Annotated in this window: 19 protein-coding genes; 4 read left to right on the forward strand and 15 right to left on the reverse strand. The window is 61.9% G+C overall.

Annotated elements, in window-relative coordinates; translation table 11 throughout:
* The first annotated feature begins 80 nt into the window (after nt 1-80).
* Nucleotides 81-512 (forward strand): HIT family protein, encoded by a 432-nt coding sequence (locus LHFGNBLO_RS23980; protein WP_258601788.1) that lies wholly within the window; start codon nt 81-83, stop codon nt 510-512.
* A 217-nt stretch (nt 513-729) separates the two neighbouring features.
* Nucleotides 730-1,764 (forward strand): phosphatase PAP2 family protein, encoded by a 1,035-nt coding sequence (locus tag LHFGNBLO_RS23985; protein WP_258601789.1) that lies wholly within the window; start codon nt 730-732, stop codon nt 1,762-1,764.
* Between the two features lie 42 nt (nt 1,765-1,806).
* Here LHFGNBLO_RS23985 and LHFGNBLO_RS23990 read toward each other — a convergent pair whose 3' ends face one another.
* The 5 genes from LHFGNBLO_RS23990 to LHFGNBLO_RS24010 all read right to left on the reverse strand — a co-directional run bounded on the left by LHFGNBLO_RS23990 (nt 1,807) and on the right by LHFGNBLO_RS24010 (nt 6,199).
* Nucleotides 1,807-2,454: a chloramphenicol phosphotransferase CPT family protein gene (locus LHFGNBLO_RS23990; RefSeq protein WP_258601790.1), complete on the reverse strand. Its 648-nt coding sequence runs from the start codon at nt 2,452-2,454 to the stop codon at nt 1,807-1,809.
* A 63-nt stretch (nt 2,455-2,517) separates the two neighbouring features.
* Complete coding sequence (clpA, locus tag LHFGNBLO_RS23995; protein ID WP_258601791.1) at nt 2,518-4,989, reverse strand: ATP-dependent Clp protease ATP-binding subunit ClpA; 2,472 nt, start codon at nt 4,987-4,989, stop codon at nt 2,518-2,520.
* A 6-nt stretch (nt 4,990-4,995) separates the two neighbouring features.
* The gene (clpS, locus tag LHFGNBLO_RS24000; RefSeq protein WP_036241697.1) at nt 4,996-5,322 is read right to left on the reverse strand and encodes an ATP-dependent Clp protease adapter ClpS; all 327 of its coding nucleotides are present in this window, start codon (nt 5,320-5,322) and stop codon (nt 4,996-4,998) included.
* Between the two features lie 276 nt (nt 5,323-5,598).
* On the reverse strand, nt 5,599-5,928 hold the full coding sequence (locus tag LHFGNBLO_RS24005; RefSeq protein ID WP_258601792.1) for a phasin family protein: 330 nt from the start codon (nt 5,926-5,928) through the stop codon (nt 5,599-5,601).
* 1 nt (nt 5,929) lies between these two features.
* Nucleotides 5,930-6,199, reverse strand: coding sequence for a hypothetical protein (locus LHFGNBLO_RS24010; RefSeq protein ID WP_258601793.1), 270 nt, complete (start codon nt 6,197-6,199; stop codon nt 5,930-5,932).
* A gap of 11 nt (nt 6,200-6,210) precedes the next feature.
* Here LHFGNBLO_RS24010 and LHFGNBLO_RS24015 point away from each other — a divergent pair, with 11 nt between their 5' ends.
* Entirely contained in the window at nt 6,211-7,623 is a 1,413-nt protein-coding gene (locus tag LHFGNBLO_RS24015; protein ID WP_258601794.1) for a D-alanyl-D-alanine carboxypeptidase, read from the forward strand.
* 47 nt (nt 7,624-7,670) lie between these two features.
* Here the strand turns inward: LHFGNBLO_RS24015 and LHFGNBLO_RS24020 are convergent, their stop codons facing one another.
* The 4 genes from LHFGNBLO_RS24020 to LHFGNBLO_RS24035 form a co-directional block, all read right to left on the reverse strand.
* Nucleotides 7,671-8,369 (reverse strand): DnaJ domain-containing protein, encoded by a 699-nt coding sequence (locus tag LHFGNBLO_RS24020; protein ID WP_258601795.1) that lies wholly within the window; start codon nt 8,367-8,369, stop codon nt 7,671-7,673.
* On the reverse strand, nt 8,369-9,100 hold the full coding sequence (locus LHFGNBLO_RS24025) for a VWA domain-containing protein (RefSeq protein WP_258601796.1): 732 nt from the start codon (nt 9,098-9,100) through the stop codon (nt 8,369-8,371). The genes LHFGNBLO_RS24020 and LHFGNBLO_RS24025 overlap by 1 nt, the downstream gene beginning before the upstream one ends.
* 83 nt (nt 9,101-9,183) lie before the next feature.
* Nucleotides 9,184-9,621: a DUF1489 family protein gene (locus tag LHFGNBLO_RS24030; RefSeq protein ID WP_258601797.1), complete on the reverse strand. Its 438-nt coding sequence runs from the start codon at nt 9,619-9,621 to the stop codon at nt 9,184-9,186.
* Between the two features lie 86 nt (nt 9,622-9,707).
* Nucleotides 9,708-11,111, reverse strand: a complete 1,404-nt coding sequence (locus tag LHFGNBLO_RS24035) for an L-serine ammonia-lyase (protein ID WP_258601798.1) — start codon at nt 11,109-11,111, stop codon at nt 9,708-9,710.
* A gap of 184 nt (nt 11,112-11,295) precedes the next feature.
* On the opposite strand from LHFGNBLO_RS24035, the gene LHFGNBLO_RS24040 reads away from it, so the two are divergent.
* A complete protein-coding gene (locus tag LHFGNBLO_RS24040) occupies nt 11,296-12,015 on the forward strand; it encodes a DUF599 domain-containing protein (protein ID WP_258601799.1) in 720 nt (239 codons plus the stop codon).
* On the opposite strand, the gene LHFGNBLO_RS24045 is transcribed toward LHFGNBLO_RS24040, so the two are convergent.
* The 6 genes from LHFGNBLO_RS24045 to LHFGNBLO_RS24070 form a co-directional block, all read right to left on the reverse strand.
* Nucleotides 11,988-12,785: a YdcF family protein gene (locus LHFGNBLO_RS24045; protein WP_258601800.1), complete on the reverse strand. Its 798-nt coding sequence runs from the start codon at nt 12,783-12,785 to the stop codon at nt 11,988-11,990. The two genes, LHFGNBLO_RS24040 and LHFGNBLO_RS24045, sit on opposite strands and share 28 nt — an antisense overlap.
* Nucleotides 12,786-12,813: 28 nt before the next feature.
* A complete protein-coding gene (locus LHFGNBLO_RS24050) occupies nt 12,814-14,379 on the reverse strand; it encodes an amidase (RefSeq protein ID WP_258601801.1) in 1,566 nt (521 codons plus the stop codon).
* The gene (locus tag LHFGNBLO_RS24055) at nt 14,379-14,837 is read right to left on the reverse strand and encodes a GNAT family N-acetyltransferase (RefSeq protein ID WP_258601802.1); all 459 of its coding nucleotides are present in this window, start codon (nt 14,835-14,837) and stop codon (nt 14,379-14,381) included. Before LHFGNBLO_RS24055 ends, LHFGNBLO_RS24050 begins: the two co-directional genes overlap by 1 nt.
* Nucleotides 14,838-14,844: 7 nt before the next feature.
* On the reverse strand, nt 14,845-15,132 hold the full coding sequence (gene gatC / locus LHFGNBLO_RS24060; protein ID WP_258601803.1) for an Asp-tRNA(Asn)/Glu-tRNA(Gln) amidotransferase subunit GatC: 288 nt from the start codon (nt 15,130-15,132) through the stop codon (nt 14,845-14,847).
* A gap of 75 nt (nt 15,133-15,207) precedes the next feature.
* The gene (locus tag LHFGNBLO_RS24065) at nt 15,208-16,065 is read right to left on the reverse strand and encodes a radical SAM protein (protein ID WP_258601804.1); all 858 of its coding nucleotides are present in this window, start codon (nt 16,063-16,065) and stop codon (nt 15,208-15,210) included.
* 53 nt (nt 16,066-16,118) lie between these two features.
* On the reverse strand, nt 16,119-16,535 hold the full coding sequence (locus LHFGNBLO_RS24070; protein WP_258601805.1) for a hypothetical protein: 417 nt from the start codon (nt 16,533-16,535) through the stop codon (nt 16,119-16,121).
* Between the last annotated feature and the right edge of the window lie 7 nt (nt 16,536-16,542).

Below are 16,542 nucleotides of genomic sequence, written 5' to 3' on the forward strand. Positions count from 1 at the left end.
GATCGGCCAGTTGCTCCTGATCGCCTTGCCGGTCCGGAGCGGCTTCGTTACACGGGAAGGCACAATCCGGAGCGTTCGCCATGGCTGAAGCTGCCTACGACATCAACAATATTTTCGCAAAAATCCTGCGCGGCGAAATTCCTTCGCATCGCGTCTATGAGGACGATACGGTCGTTGCCTTCATGGACGTGATGCCGCAGGGGCCAGGTCATACGCTGGTGGTGCCGAGGGCGCCATCGCGCAACCTGCTCGACGCCGATCCGGCAGCGCTCGGCCCGCTTTTCGTGATCGTCCAGAAGATAGCGCAAGCGGTCAGACAGGCTTTCGGCGCCGACGGCGTCACCGTTCTGCAGTTCAACGAGCCGGCTTCGGGACAAACCGTCTATCATCTCCATGTCCATGTGATCCCGCGTTTCGAGGGCGTCCCTTTGAAGCCGCACACGGGACAGATGGAAAAGCCCGAGGTGCTAGCGGAAAACGCCGGCAAGATACGGATGGCGCTGGCAGGCTGAAGACGAGCGCGAGCGCGAGCGGCCATGTGCATTCGGACCGCCTGGTAAGGGAATATCAAGCCCTCTCGTCGTAAAAGCGCCGAACGGTGGCGAGCTTGGGCTTCAAGGCATGGAAAATTCCGTTGCGGAATCGCGCCCCCCGGCAAGGGCAGTTGTCGGGCGCGCTGTTTTGCGCACGTTGGCGGACGCTTACCGGCGGCACCGGTTGCTCCACGCGATGGCCATCGCCGCCCTGCTTTTGGCGGCGGCGGTCGGGATGCATACCGGAAACATGCCGGACTTCGGCGCGCTGAAAGAATACGCTCAGTATCTTCTCCTCGCTTTCTGGATCTGCGGCTGTGTATTCGCACTTGCGGTCTTTTTTCACCTTGCGGTGATCAAGCGGGATCCTGAACCACTCGGCACCTTCCTCAGATCGCTGGGCAGCTTCTTCGGCGACGCCGAGCGCAATGCCAACAGCCTGAATGGCCTGGCCGCAACGCTTGGCTTTATATCTTCTGTCGGTGTGCTGAAGGGCGCTATTGCGATCCTTTCCCCATTTTCATGGGACCAGGCATTGGCTCATGCCGATCGGGTGCTGCACTTCGGTCGAGCCCCGCACGAATGGCTATGGTTTATCGTCCAGTCGCCGTCCGCGTTGAAGATGCTCAACATCGCATATAATTTCTGGTTCATCGTGCTTATCGCCACGATTTTCACCGCCTGCATAACACGCAAAGATACGAGGCTGCGTCATCAGTTCCTGATGAGCTTCATGCTGGTGTGGACGCTGGGCGGCTTCTTCCTTGCGATGGGCCTGTCGTCGGCAGGGCCGTGCTATTATGAGCGACTGGGGCTCGGCGGTGACTTTCATCCCCTCATGCAGGCACTCACTGCTGCCGATCGCATCTATCCGGTCTGGGCGCTCAGCACGCAGGATCTGCTGTGGAGCGGCTACATTGGCGCCACCCACGGCAGTATCGGGATATCTGCCTTCCCATCCATGCACGTTGCGATGGCGGTGCTGTTCGCGCTCTATGCAACTCGCCGTTCTCGGCTGGCTGGTTTGCTGATGTGGGCATTCGCCGCAATCATCATGGTCGGCTCGGTTGTCCTTGGCTGGCACTATGCCCTGGATGGTTATGCAGGCGCGCTGATATCGATCGCCATCTGGAAGGCATGCGGATATTTCCTGGTCCGCTTCGCGCCGGACGGCGTCGCCGCTGAAAACGCCCCCTCTTTTCTGCGGCCGCCAACCCACTCCGCGACGTAAATTCGACGATCCGAACGAACTCGCTCGCGGCGGCCGTACTGGTCAAAGCGGCCCAAGGGCGGAGAGAGAGGAATTGGATAGTTTCTGAAACGCTGTCGGCTGCGGCCCCTGCCGAAGCCGCTCTCCGATCGCATCCGCGCACTGCGCCGGGCTCAGAAGCGAGGTGTCGACTTCCAAATCATAGACGCCGGGCTTGTGCACTGCCTGCTGCCACAGGCGGACCGGCAGCGGCGCAGGATCGTCGCGGGATCCGGTCACGTAGCCTTTTTCCGCTGCGCTGCGAGCACGCCTTTCCAGGATCACCTCGATCGAACAGCGAACGCCCACGAACAAGACCGGCAGGCCATCGAGACGCCGGGCGCAATCGACGAGGACATTGAGGGGTTTCGAATAGGCGTCGTGGTGGCCGAAATCGGCCACGACATTCAGACCCAATCGGCTGTGAGCTGCGATCGATTCGTAGAGAGCAGCGAAGAATCCGGGGATGAGAAGTTCTATATCCGGGCGCTCTGCGCCTGGCCGCAGCCCGATGCCGGGGCGATATCGCCTTGGCGTGATGTGTTCGACATGGGCATCGACGCCGAGATTCATCCAAGGCCCGGCGAAATTCTCCTGAATGGCATGAACGATGCTCGATTTCCCCGATCGTGGCGCGCCGTTGAGGATGATGATTTGTCCGGCCTCAGCCATGCGTCACCTCTCGTTCAATGAAAAAAGCCCCGTTTCCGGGGCTTCCTTCGATATTCGGGCCTGTCAGCCCTTGCGCGGCAGTTGCGGCACCAGGCTGCGCTTGCCGCCATCCTTGCCCTTGGGCTCCGGCTTCTGCGCGACCAGTTTTTTCACCGCTGGCTTTTTCGCCACGGCCTTCTTCGGCTTGAGCGTATCTTCAGGCTCTTCCTTCTTCGGCTTGACCGGCGCCTCGTCGGCGAGTGATTCGAGCTTCAGGCCGGTTTCGCCGGTTTCCTTCTTCTCGACGGTGACGCGCACCGTGCCGCCCTTCTTCAGCTTGCCGAAAAGCACCTCATCAGCCAGCGGCTTCTTGATGTGCTCCTGAATGACGCGGCCAAGCGGCCGTGCACCCATGCGCTCGTCATAACCCTTGTCGGCCAGCCAGGCGATTGCGTCCGGCGACAGGTCGAAGGTGACGCCACGCTCGGAAAGCTGCGCCTCGAGCTGCATGACGAATTTCTGCACCACCTGATGGATGACCGGCACCGGCAGCGAGCCGAACGGGATGATCGCATCGAGACGGTTGCGGAACTCCGGCGTGAACAGCCGGTTGATCGCCTCGACATCGTCGCCTTCGCGCTTGGTCGAACCAAACCCGATCGCCGCGCGCTGCGCATCGGATGCGCCCGCATTGGTGGTCATGATCAGGATCACATTGCGGAAGTCGATCTGCTTGCCGTTGTGGTCGGTCAGCTTGCCGTGGTCCATGACCTGCAACAGGATGTTGAACAGGTCCGGATGCGCCTTTTCGACTTCGTCCAGCAACAGCACGCAATGCGGATGCTGGTCGACGCCGTCGGTCAATAGGCCGCCCTGGTCGAAGCCGACATAGCCGGGAGGCGCGCCGATCAGCCGCGAGACAGTGTGACGCTCCATATATTCCGACATGTCGAAGCGGATCAGTTCCACGCCGAGCGAGGCGGCGAGCTGCTTTGCCACTTCGGTCTTGCCGACGCCGGTCGGGCCGGAGAACAGGTACGAACCGATCGGCTTTTCTGGCTCGCGCAGGCCGGCTCGCGCCAGCTTGATCGCCGAGGTCAGCGCGCTGATTGCGGTGTCCTGGCCGTAGACGACGCGCTTCAGCTCGATATCGAGGCCCTGCAGGACCTTCTCGTCGTCAGCCGAAACCGTCTTCGGCGGGATGCGGGCCATGGTGGCGATCGTCGCTTCGATCTCCTTGATGCCGATGGTCTTCTTGCGCTTGGCCTCCGGCACCAGCATCTGCGAGGCACCGGTCTCGTCGATCACGTCGATCGCCTTGTCCGGCAGCTTGCGGTCGTTGATGTAGCGCGCCGAGAGTTCCACCGATGCCTTGATCGCCTCGTTGGTGAACTTCACCTTGTGGAATTCTTCATAATAGGGCTTCAGGCCCTTCATGATCTCGATGGCGTCCTCGATGGTCGGCTCGTTGACGTCGATCTTCTGGAAGCGCCGCACCAGCGCGCGGTCCTTCTCGAAGAACTGGCGGAACTCCTTGTAAGTGGTCGAGCCGATGCAGCGGATGGCGCCGGACGACAGCGCGGGCTTCAGGAGATTCGACGCATCCATGGCGCCGCCCGACGTGGCCCCTGCACCGATCACGGTGTGGATCTCGTCGATGAACAGCACCGCGCCCGGATAATCCTCGAGCTCCTTGACGACCTGCTTCAGCCGCTCTTCGAAATCGCCGCGGTAGCGGGTGCCGGCCAGCAGCGTGCCCATGTCGAGCGCGAAGATGGTGGCATTGTGCAGCACTTCAGGCACATCACCCTCGACGATGCGCTTGGCGAGCCCTTCGGCGATCGCCGTCTTGCCGACGCCGGGATCGCCGACATAGAGCGGATTGTTCTTGGAGCGACGGCACAGCACCTGGATGGTGCGGTTGATCTCGGACTCGCGGCCGATCAACGGATCGATCTTGCCGGCCTTGGCCTTGTTGTTCAAATTGACGCAATAGGCAGTCAGCGCGTCCTGTTGCTGCTTCTTCTTGCCGCCTTCCTCCTGCGGCTCGGAGCCGTTCTGGCCACCACCCTGCTCGTCGTCGGCGCCGCGCGGCGAGCGCGTTTCAGACGCACCGGGGCGCTTGGCGATGCCGTGCGAGATGTAGTTGACCGCGTCATAGCGGGTCATCTGCTGTTCCTGCAGGAAATAGGCGGCATGGCTCTCGCGCTCGGCAAAGATGGCGACGAGCACGTTGGCGCCGGACACTTCCTCGCGGCCGGACGACTGCACATGGATGACCGCGCGCTGGATGACGCGCTGGAACCCGGCCGTCGGCTTGGAATCCTCATCGTAACCGGTGACGAGGTTGTCGAGCTCGGTGTCGATATAGGTGAGTACCGTGTGCTTCAGCTCGTCGAGATCGACGTTGCAGGCGCGCATGACGGCGGCCGCCTCGGTGTCGTCGATGAGAGCGAGCAGCAGATGTTCAAGGGTTGCGTATTCATGGTGCCGCTCGTTGGCGAGCGTCAGCGCCTGGTGAAGCGCCTTTTCCAGGCCTTGGGAGAAAGCCGGCATGTTACCTCACTTCTTCTCCATCACGCATTGCAGCGGATGCTGATTCTGTCGTGCGAAATCCATGACCTGGGACACTTTGGTCTCGGCCACCTCGAATGTATAGACCCCACACTCGCCCACCCCATGATTGTGAACATGAAGCATGATGCGTGTGGCGGCTTCGCGGTCCTTCTGGAAAAAGCGCTCCAGCACGTGAACCACGAACTCCATGGGCGTGTAGTCGTCGTTGAGGATGAGGACCCGATAAAGGCTGGGCTTCTTGGTCTTGGTTTTCGTGCGCGTAATGACGGCCGTACCGCGACCGGCTTCATTGCCGTCGCTGCCGTTTTGCATCCGCGCCACGTGTCTCGTGGCAGTCAAACCGATCGTCACGTAGTCCTGCCTCTTTCGAATCCTCATGCGAGTTCGACATGTAGGTGTTCGATGAACGATTTTAAGCCCTTCTGTTTAGCTGACAATATGGCTAGGTGGCCAAACTTGGCTGATTTTCAAAATCGTGAAGGTGTCAGAGCCCGCAATTTGAACCCGGCATGAAAAAACCCGGCCGCGCGCTCGCGACCGGGTCTGTTTCACAGGCCCGAAAGGCCATTTTCGCACTGTTGGGCGAAATTACTTCGCCTTGGCGACGATCGATTCGAACGGCTTGTAGGCTTCCTTGGCGAGTTCCGCGTAGAGATCGCCAAACTTGGTGGCCTCGGCGACGAAGCTCTCATAGGACTGCTTGGCATAGTCGGACTGGATCTCGATCGCCTTTTCCAGCGACTTGGCGGAAAGAATCTTCTCGACCACGGCGCTACCAGCTTCGAAGCTCTTCTTGGTGTAATCGCCCGCCTCGGCGGCAATCGCCTGCGCACCCTTCGAGAGGGAAGCAAAGCTCTTCAATCCGGTGTCGGCAAAGTCCTTGCCGTATTTGCTGAAGTCCTCGTAGGTCTGGGTCATTTCACGCTTCCCTTGGGTTGAGGCGCCCTTGCCCGAGCGCTTTTGTGCAATGCACGTGAACATATTGTGCGCTGCACAAAAAGTCAAGATTTCGGCCGTATGCCGCCGCCAACTCGCCGGCAACGGCTAAAATTCGAATAAAGGGAGGCTCAAGCCCGAAGAAAATGGTGAACGCGGCGGTTACCATAAACGGATTGGTAACGCTGGTCGCGATAGTTTGGCTGGAAGTGAGGCAGGATCCCTTTGCCGCCTCCAGGGCAATGAAATTCAAAGGAACTATCAGTGCGTCAGGCGTTGTCGGGCTTCGTTTCCAAATCCGTTTTTTCCCTCAAGACGATCATGATTGTCGCCTTGGCGATGTCATTTGTCGTGGCGGACGCTGGCTCGTCGCTTGCCGCCAAGTCCGCTGCGATCGTCATCGACGCCAAGACCGGCAAGGTCCTTTATTCGTCCGATGCAAACGGCCGTCGCTACCCTGCCTCGCTCACCAAGATGATGACGCTCTACCTGACCTTCGAAGCGCTGGCCAAGCGCAGGATCAGCAAGAACACTCCAGTGGTTTTTTCGGCCAATGCCGCGGCGGAACCACCGACCAAGCTCGGCGTCAGGCCCGGCGGATCGGTAACCGTCGAGACTGCGATCCTGTCGATGGTGACCAAGTCGGCCAACGATTCGTCGACGGCTCTTGGCGAACTCCTCGGCGGCAGTGAAGCCAATTTCGCGCGGATGATGACTGCCAAGGCACGGGCGCTGGGCATGAACGGGACCGTTTTCCGGAATGCCAACGGCTTGCCCAACCCCGGCCAGTTCACCACCGCCCGCGACATGGCGACCCTCGGCATCGCGCTCAGGGAACACTTTCCCCAGTACTATGGCTATTTTTCGCAGCGCTCCTTCCTCTATGGCCGCCAGCGCATCAACGGCCACAACCGTCTGCTCGGCCGCATCAAGGGCGTCGACGGCATCAAGACCGGCTACACGCGCGCTTCCGGCTTCAATCTCGTGTCTTCGGTTGCCGATGGCGACCGCCGCATCGTTGCGGTCGTCATGGGTGGAAACTCGGGCCGCAGCCGTGACAATCAGATGGCCGGATTGATCAAAGCTTACCTGCCGCGGGCATCGTCGCGCGGCGGCGGCGACTTGATCGCCAAAGCCGGCGGCGACGGTCCGATGAAGGCACTGGTCAAGGTCTTCCTGCCGAAACATGACGCGCCGACGCCGGACGACAAGCCGGCAGTCGAAGACAATGCCGTGGCGTCCAACGACGATCCGACGACGCCTGATGTCGAGCAGACATCGGCTACCGTCGAGGAGGTCACGCCCGTCGTCCAGATCAAGAAGGTCAAGACGGTGGCTGTAGCAGCCGCGACCGACGCTTCGACCGCTCAGGTCGTCGCCGCCTTTGCAGAACCGGCGCCGGCTGTCGATCCGGTCAATACTGCTTCTGTCCCGTCAGGCTGGGCGGTGCAGGTCGCCTCTTCGCCAAGCCAGTCAGAAGCGCAGGCCTTCCTCGACAAGACGACCAAGCAGGCACGCTCGATTCTCGCCGACGCGTCCGGCTTCACCGTCGCCTTCGACAAGGACGGCGTGACCTACTACCGCGCGCGGTTCGGCTTTGGTTCGAAGAACTCCGCCTGGAACGCCTGCAATGCTTTGAAGAAGAAGAAAATCGCCTGCTACGCCGTCCAACAGTAGGACGGCGTCGAAATTATCTCCCGGAAATTTTTTGCGTCGAAGGAGAACTAGTTGTGATTGGAGAGCAAGACGTCCTTGGCTTCGTTGATCCGCGCCGCCAGGAAAGACGTGCCACCGATATCGGGGTGCAGGCGCTGCATCAGGCGGCGGTGCGCCTTGCGGACATCCGCCGCGGCGGCCCCCGCTTCAAGACCAAGGACCTTGTAGGCCTCCTCCTTAGTCATGGCGCCAGAACCTGGCGCAACACCCAGCCCTTCGCCACCGTTCGCCTCAGCGTCTTTGCGCCAGACGGGAAACCTGCCGTCAAGATACGTCTCTAGCAACTGGCGGCTCTCCGGATCGCCGGAGAGTTCGCGATAAAGTTGCTGCAGTTCCGAAAGCCCCATCGCACCAAGCATCTTGCCTTCATGGCGGCCGGCCAGCACCAGGCCCTCCAGGCCGCCGGTATCGTGATCGAGTTCCATTTCCAATGCCGCGGTGCGCACCGCTGAACGCTTGCCCGGCGCCTGCCCTGCCACCTGCCGTTTCATCCGCACCGAACAATACCAGGCAAAGGCCGCGGCCAGGATGATGCCGGCGATACCTTCGCGCCCGACCACGAGCACGGCAACGCCGACCAGCGCCAGAAGAACCGGCCCAAGCGTCCGCATTCCGCTCGCCAGTTTCGCCGGCTCGGCGCGGAGAAAGATCGTCACCACGCCGAGAAGCACCAGAAGCAACGCTACAAAAGCGATGATTGCGCCCATTATTTTCCGCCGCCCCGCAGATGCTCGATCATCAGCCGGTCTTCCGGCCTGCCCCTGGCCTCGAGCGCCTTCAAACCGCCGGTCGCAAACACGGCGACGGCCGAAAGCAGTCCTGCCAAAGTCGCGGCAGCCCGCCGATCAAATCGGAACCAAGCCCCTTTGGACAGCCGCGCGACCTCTTTGAACGCTTTTTCTGCGCCGGAATCATGACCTTCCTGAAAGATGAAGACTGGAACCCCATGCAGGCCGAGGCTACCGGCCTTTTCGGCCAGATCGTCGATGTCTTCTTCCATCGCATCGCCGATATAGACAAGCGCATTGACCTTGGCTGCCGCCGTCTGTTTCAGCGCATGCGCTAGCACCTTGCCGATCTGGGTGTTGCCACTGCGGCATTCGATCCGCGTCATCAGCTGCTTCAAGGCATTGGTGTCGGTAAAGAAAGCAGACGAACGGCACTCGCCGAGGCCACGAAAATAGACCAGCTGGACGCTGAGAGTTCCGGCCTTGCCGACGGCATCGAACATCTGGCCCTGCAGCGTACAGGCCAGATCCCAGGTCGGCTGGCGGCTCATCGTCGCGTCGAGGGAAAGGATCAGCCTGCCTGAGCCAGTCGCGGAGGCGGCGAGGGTCCTCGCCTGACGAATAAAGGCGTCGATCTCGCCGGCGTTGGATTGAGGTTTGACCGGCGCAGGGTTGGCCTTCGCGGGCACGGGCTGCTTCTTGTCGCTCATGAAAGCAAGATGTGGCGTTGTTCCGCCACTTGCAAGCCCTGCGCAAGGCAACATTGGGGGCCAGATACTGATGTTCCGAGGGATCAGAGCAGGCCGAGGTCGGCAAGCTCGCGCCTGAGGCTCGGCGGCATCTCGATCAGCCCTGCCTTGCCCTTGCCGAGATCAAGCGGCGCATCGGAGGGTTTCAGATAGCGCCAGCCCTGAAAGGCACGGCGCGGCTGCCAATCGGTGCGCACGACTTGCGGATCGAGGATCAGGTGGCAGCGGCCGATGCCTTCGTCGTCGGTGAAGGGACGGATTTCCGTGATCAATTGCCGGCACTGCACATTGCCCTTGACCACCCAGTAGAGCGAGCCGCCATCGATGATCTCGGCGCCGCGCGTCGGTACCATGCGCGTGGTGTGGTACTGCTCGACCGGTTCACCGGCACGCCGCCGCTCATCAAGCCGAAAGGCGATCCACTCCTCGAGATCCTCGACGCTGTCGCAGCCGACGCAGAGTTTTATGAGATTGAGAGACATCGCTTAAGGTTTAGCCCGGTGCGCGGATGCGTCAACGGCCTGATCGACTTCTCCACAGTGCCGGTCCATAGCTATCAAGCCGGCGCTCAGCACTCCACGACATTGACGGCCAGCCCGCCGAGGCTGGTTTCCTTGTATTTCTCGTTCATGTCGAGGCCGGTCTGGCGCATGGTCTCGATCGCCGCGTCGAGCGGCACGAAATGGGTGCCGTCGCCCTTGATGGCAAGCGAGGCGGCGGTCACCGCCTTGACGGCGCCGAGCGCATTGCGCTCGATGCAAGGCACCTGCACCAGCCCGCCGACCGGGTCGCAGGTCATGCCGAGGTGGTGCTCCAGCGCGATCTCGGCGGCATTCTCGACCTGCTCGGGCGTGCCGCCCATGACCGCGCACAAGCCGGCCGCTGCCATCGCCGAGGCCGAACCCACCTCGCCCTGGCAGCCGACTTCAGCACCGGAGATCGAGGCATTGGTCTTGATGATGCCGCCGACGGCCGCCGCGGTCAGCAGGAAATCGCGGATGCTTGGCTGGTCAGCCTCGGGATGAAAGTGCAGCCAGTAGCGCAGCACCGCCGGCAGCGTACCTGCAGCGCCATTGGTCGGCGCGGTGACGACGCGCCCGCCAGCGGCGTTCTCCTCATTGACAGCCATGGCATAGATCGACAGCCAGTCATTGGCGAGCAGCGGATTGGGCCGGTTCTGCTGCCATTCTTCCTGCAGCTTGTCGTGCAGCCGGCGCGCACGGCGGCGCACCTTCAGTCCGCCCGGCATGATGCCATCCTGCGACAGGCCACGATCGATGCAACCAAGCATGGCGCTCCAGATGCCGTCGAGGCCTTCGTCCAGCTTTTCACGAGACATCTGCGTCTCTTCGTTGACGCGCTTCATGTCGGCGATGGAAAGCCCGCTCCTTGCCGCCATTGCCAGCATCTCGACGGCGTTCTTGAACGGATAGGGCACCTTCTTGCCTTCTGATGTCACCGACCCCTTGGCCTTCATCCGCTGCAGCTCTTCTTCCGAAACCACGAAGCCGCCGCCGATCGAATAGTAGATGCGTTTGAGCAGCAGGCGGTCGCCGGCATCATAGGCGTAGAACGCCATGCCGTTGGCGTGGCCGGTAAGCTGCGTCTTGCGGTCCAGCACCAGATCCGAGGCCGGATCGAAGCGATAGGAGGGATGGCCGGGGGGCGAAATCCGCTTCTCGGCTGCTATGCCGGCGGCGATGCCATCGGCCTGATCGGGGTCGACCGTCTGCGGCGTCAGGCCGGCAAGGCCGAGCACCACGGCACGGTCCGAGCCATGGCCGATCCCGGTATAGGCGAGCGAGCCGTGCAGGCTGGCGGCAATGCGATCGACCTTGACGCCGGCGGGCCGTGGCCAGTCGTCTCCCGCGATCTCGTCGAGAAAACGCCGGGCAGCCGTCATCGGGCCCATCGTGTGCGAACTCGACGGTCCGATGCCGATCTTGAACAGGTCGAAAACCGAGAGGAACACGCTGCGCTGTCTCCGGGATTGGATCGAGGACCTACATATAGGAATTCCCATGATGTTTCCGCTCTTTTGAGGATCGCGGCGCAACACCTGCCGACCTTGTTTGCTCCGGCAGCGACATGATCGCTGAACGCCGATTGATTCCGGGGCATCGAAGCGGCTGCTCTGCTTGTGGTAAAAGGAACGCATGGGCGATTCCTTCCACCTGTCGACGGCCGATCTGGCGGCGCTGGCTTTCTTCCTTGTGGTGTGGGTGCTGCATACGCTCGCCTCCGACGGGAAGCTGGTCAGCCGCATATCGCTGACCACGGCCATGAATGCGCAGCGCGAAGCCTGGATGCGGACCATGGCCGAGCGCGAGATCCGCATCGTCGACACCGCCATCATGAGCGGCCTGCAGCAGGGAACCGCCTTCTTCGCCTCCAGCTCCCTGATCGCGCTCGGCGGCTGTTTTGCGCTGCTGGGCGCTTCCGACCAGGTTCTAACGGTTTTGAGCGATCTGCCGCTGGGCGCGACATCATCCCGCTCCGCCTTCCAGGTGAAAGTGTTCGGACTGGTGCTGATCCTGGCCTTTGCCTTCTTCAAATTCGGCTGGGCCTACCGGCTCTTCAACTATTGCTCGATCCTGATCGGCGCGGTGCCGATCCCGCATGGCGAAGCAGCGCGAAATACGGTTACGCAAATGGCGGTTTGGCGCGCGGCGCGCATGAACATGCTGGCCGGCAAGCATTTCAATTCCGGCCTCCGCGGCGTGTTCTTCTCGATCGCCTATCTCGGCTGGTTCGTCGACCCGATGGTGTTCGTGCTATCGACACTGCTGCTGCTGGCGGTGCTGGTACGCCGCCAGTTCTTCTCCGCGGCCAGACAGGCGGTGATCGGTCAGCCGCCTGGTCCTGGGAAAGGTTGATCGATCCGGCCCGACAGCCAGTAAGCAAAGAGACCGATCCATTCACGGGTGGCCATCGTCGTGGCCTGCAACGAATCGGCGGCATTGTCGCGGAAAATGCCGATGCCTTCCTTGCCTGATGTGCGGTAGTCGGCCGGCCAGGGAATGGTCGAAAAACCAGCCTTGTCGAACAGCGCCTTGGCGCGCGGCATATGGAAGGCAGAGGTCACCAGCAGCCAGGTCTCGCCCGGTTTCGGCGTTACCAGTTCACGGGTGAAGACGGCATTCTCATAGGTGTTGCGCGATTTGCTCTCGAGGACCAGGCGATCGGCCGTCACGCCAAGCGCCGTGAGCAGGCGCGGTGCGGTGGTAGCGTCGCCCTCGCCGTCGAGGAACAGTTCGCCGTTGCCGCCCGAGACAACCACCTTCGCCTCGGGAAAGCGCCGGGCGAGGATCGCGGTCTCGACCATACGGTCACCGCCGGAGTTCAATTCGTAGCCGCCGCGCACCAGATTGATGGAGCCCTCGAAGCCGCCGCCGAGCACGACGATGCCGGCGATTTTTTCCGGCAGCGGCGGCCGCGGAAAGCGCTCCTCCAGCGGATTGAGCATCATGGCGCCGAGCGAGGTCCAGGCCGAAAGCGCAAGCATCAGGAAGGCCAGCACGCTGCCGATGGCCGCCAGCCGCCGCCGGCCGATCAATCCGGCGAACAAGCCAGCCAATTGCAAAAAAATGGCCAGGTTGAGCGGCTGGATGAAGAACCAGAAGATCTTGGACAGATAGAAGAACATCCCTCACCCGATCAGATGAGGAGCGATTCTACCACCACTTCTCAGGCTGAAATGTGCCGGCCGCCTGTTCGATGACATGGGCGGTCTGGAACAGCGTTTCCTCGTCGAAGGGCCGGCCGATCAGCTGCAGGCCAAGCGGCAGGCCTTTGGCGTCGAGGCCGGCGGGCACGGCAATGCCCGGCAAGCCGGCCATGTTCACGGTCACCGTGAAAATGTCGTTGAGATACATCTTGACCGGATCGGCGGCCATGTCCTCGTCGGCGATGCCGAAGGCGGCCGACGGTGTCGCCGGCGTCAGGATGACATCGACGCCGGCCGCAAACACGTTCTCGAAGTCCCGCTTGATCAGGTTGCGCACTTTCTGCGCCTGCAAATAGTAAGCGTCGTAATAGCCGGCCGAGAGCACATAGGTGCCGATCATGATGCGGCGCTTGACCTCGCGGCCGAAGCCGGCGGCGCGGGTCTTCTCATACATGTCGACAATGTCCTTGCCCGGTACGCGCAACCCGTAGCGGACGCCGTCATAGCGGGCGAGGTTGGACGAGGCTTCCGCGGGCGCGACGATGTAATAGGCCGGCAAGGCATATTTCGTGTGCGGCAGCGAAATATCGACGATCTCGGCACCGGCATCTTTCAGCCAGGCAATACCCTTCTGCCACAGAGCCTCAATATCCTCGGGCATGCCGTCGACGCGGTATTCCTTGGGGATGCCGACCTTCATGCCCTTCATCGGCTTGCCGATCGCCGCCTCGTAGTCCGGCACTGGCCGGTCGACCGAGGTGGTGTCTTTCGGATCGACCGAGGCCATCGATTTCAACAGGATCGCGGAGTCGCGCACGTCACGGGTGATCGGCCCGGCCTGGTCGAGTGACGAGGCGAAGGCGACGATGCCCCAGCGCGAGCAGCGGCCATAGGTCGGCTTGATGCCGACCGTGCCGGTGAAGGCGGCGGGCTGGCGGATCGAGCCGCCGGTGTCGGTCGCGGTGGCGCCGGCACAGAGAAAGGCCGAGACGGCCGTGGCCGAGCCGCCCGACGAGCCGCCCGGCACAAGCTGGGCATTGTCCAGCGTGCGCGCGGTCCTCGTGCCACCCGCCGAGACAAACCCGCCATCGCCCTGATGCGTCGTCGGCATCACCACCGTGTCGAGGCGCGAACGCCGCCACGGGTTGATCACCGGGCCATAATAGGAGGTCTCGTTGGATGAGCCCATGGCGAACTCGTCCATGTTGAGCTTGCCCAGCATGACGGCGCCATCGGCCCACAGATTGGCGGTGACGGTCGATTCGTAACGCGGCTTGAAACCATCCAGCACATGGCTGCAGGCCTGGGTGTGGACGCCTTCGGTACCGAACAGATCCTTGATGCCGAGCGGGATGCCTTCCAGCGAACCGCCGTCGCCCTTCGCCAGCCTGGCGTCTGAGGCCTTGGCCATGTCGCGCGCCTTGTCGCCGGTGACGACGATATAGGCATTGAGCGTCGGATTGGCGCGGTCGATCGCCTGGAGATAGGCTTCGGTGATCTCTGTCGCGGTGATCTCCTTGGCGCGCAGCTTGGCGCGGGCCTGCGAAATCGTCAGCTGGGTCAGGTCGCTCATCAGGCAAGACTCTTTTCGTAAAACACCGACCATTCGGAATCGGGATAGTCCAGCACCGGGCCGCAGCGCGAGAAGCCGGCACGTTCATAGACGGCCCAGGCTGCCGGATGACGGTCGCCGGTTTCCAGCACCAGCCGTTTAAGCCCTTCGTTGCGCGCCAGCGCCTCGACCCGCTCAACGATCTTGGCGCAGACCTTGCGTCCGCGATGCGAAGGCCGCGTGTACATCCGCTTGACCTCGCCTATGGCGCCGTCGTGGCGCTTCAGCGCCCCGCAGCCTATTGCCAGCCCATCGTCGCGGGCGATGAACACGGTCGTGTCCTCGCCGGCCATCTGCTCGACGGTCAGGTGGTAGCAATGCTCAGGCGGCGTCAGTTCAAGCAGCGTGGCGTTGAGCTCGTGGACCAGCCCGCGCACGTCATCCTGCAGCGGCGTTTCGACGGCGATCTCGATTGCCATCGGCGCGTTACTCCACGACCTTCGGAACGAGGAAGAAATTCTCTTCGGTGGCCGGTGCGTTGGCGACGATATCGGCGGTCTTGCTGCCATCGGTGACGATGTCCTGGCGCTTCTTCATCTCCATCGGGGTGACCGAAGTCATCGGATCGACACCGGACACATCGACCTCGTTCAACTGCTCGACGAAGCCCAGAATGGCGTTCAGCTCGCCGGTCATGCGCTCGGCATCCTCCTCGCTCACCGCAATGCGGGCGAGACGCGCAACGCGCTTCACTGTCTGAAGATCAACGGACATATCTTTGCCTTTGGGAAAACCAGCTCGCGCTATAGCGGCGCGGCGCGTGCCGCGCAACATGCATCGTGCTGGGACTTACACCACGGGGCTGGGTCTGGACTTCGGCATGCGCAACGGAACCGGCAATTCGAAAAGGCGTTCCTTCGCCGGGCACATGCCGCAGGCCGCCTCGTCCTCCAGTTCAGCAAAGGCCTGCAGCTCGGCGCGAGAGCAGTCGGGGCCAAGCGGTTCGTAGCCGAGATAGGCATCCCATTTTCCGGAGAGACGATATTTTGCCTTCTGCATCGGCAGATAGGCCAGCGGCGCGCATTTCCAGATGCGTCCTTCATGAAGCTGCTTGCAATGGCGGGCCGGACATATATCCCAGCTGGCGCGAGGGTCGCTGTCCTCGAAAGGCAGCATCTTTTCGCCAAATCCCTCGTAGCGCCGGGTCCAGTTCTTGTGCGCGGGGCGGATCGTGGCGACAACGCCGTGGTCCCGCCGCCATGCCTCCAGCAGCGCGAAGACCGGTTTCAACCTGTCGCGATACTCTTGCGCATCGTGATGGACAGAGATGACCAGGCGAGCGGCCGGATCTGCGGCAAGGATGGCCGGTAGCGTCGGGTGGCGATGCAGAAAGAAACCGTTGCTGACGATTTCGATGCGGGTGTCCGGCCAATGTCGTCGCACCAGCCCAACGAAACGCGGCAACTCAGGGTGGATGGTGGGTTCGCCGCCAAGCAGCGAAAACCGCGTAACCGATACGCGCCGGCTCCATAGCCCCATCCAGCAGTCCGCATCCTCCAGCGAGACGGTGCCCGCGTGAGCATGATTGGAATAATGCGAACAGCTTTCGCAGGACAGGTTGCAGCCATGCGCGACATGCAGCTCGAGCTTCTGGAACACAGGTCGCTTCAAGCCGAGAAGCGACCTCGCTCGTTTCAGGATTGCCATCGGCTCACGCTCGCTGCGCACGCGCTCTACCGTCTTCTCCGCGAGCCTTCATCCTATGGCAACGCGACGCCATCGCAGAGGAAATAGCTGCCGCTGTTGCCGCTCTGCTCGCCTTCGTCATCGGCTGGGCGAACGGAAACCAGATCAATCTGCTTGGAGTTCATTTGCGTCACCGACAGGACGTCCGGAAAAACGTAGTCCGGTTGCTGGCAAATGGCGGTCACCGCCCAGCTCGGCGAGAGTGTCGCCTTGGTGACCTGAAGGAACTCGCAATTGTACTCGATGCTTTCCAGGCCGTGAGCCGACAGCACGATATTGCCGGCCTCGATCAGTTTCTGCAGCGTCTCCTTCTTGGCTTGTGCGCAAAGCTCCTGGGATTGGAGATAGACACCCTCGATGAAATCCTCCGCGGCGGGTGCAGGAGACGCCGCAACCAGCATAGAAATGCAAAGAGATTGTCTCAAGGCCATGGTTTTA

This window comes from Mesorhizobium sp. AR10 (assembly GCF_024746795.1).
GTDB lineage: Bacteria > Pseudomonadota > Alphaproteobacteria > Rhizobiales > Rhizobiaceae > Mesorhizobium.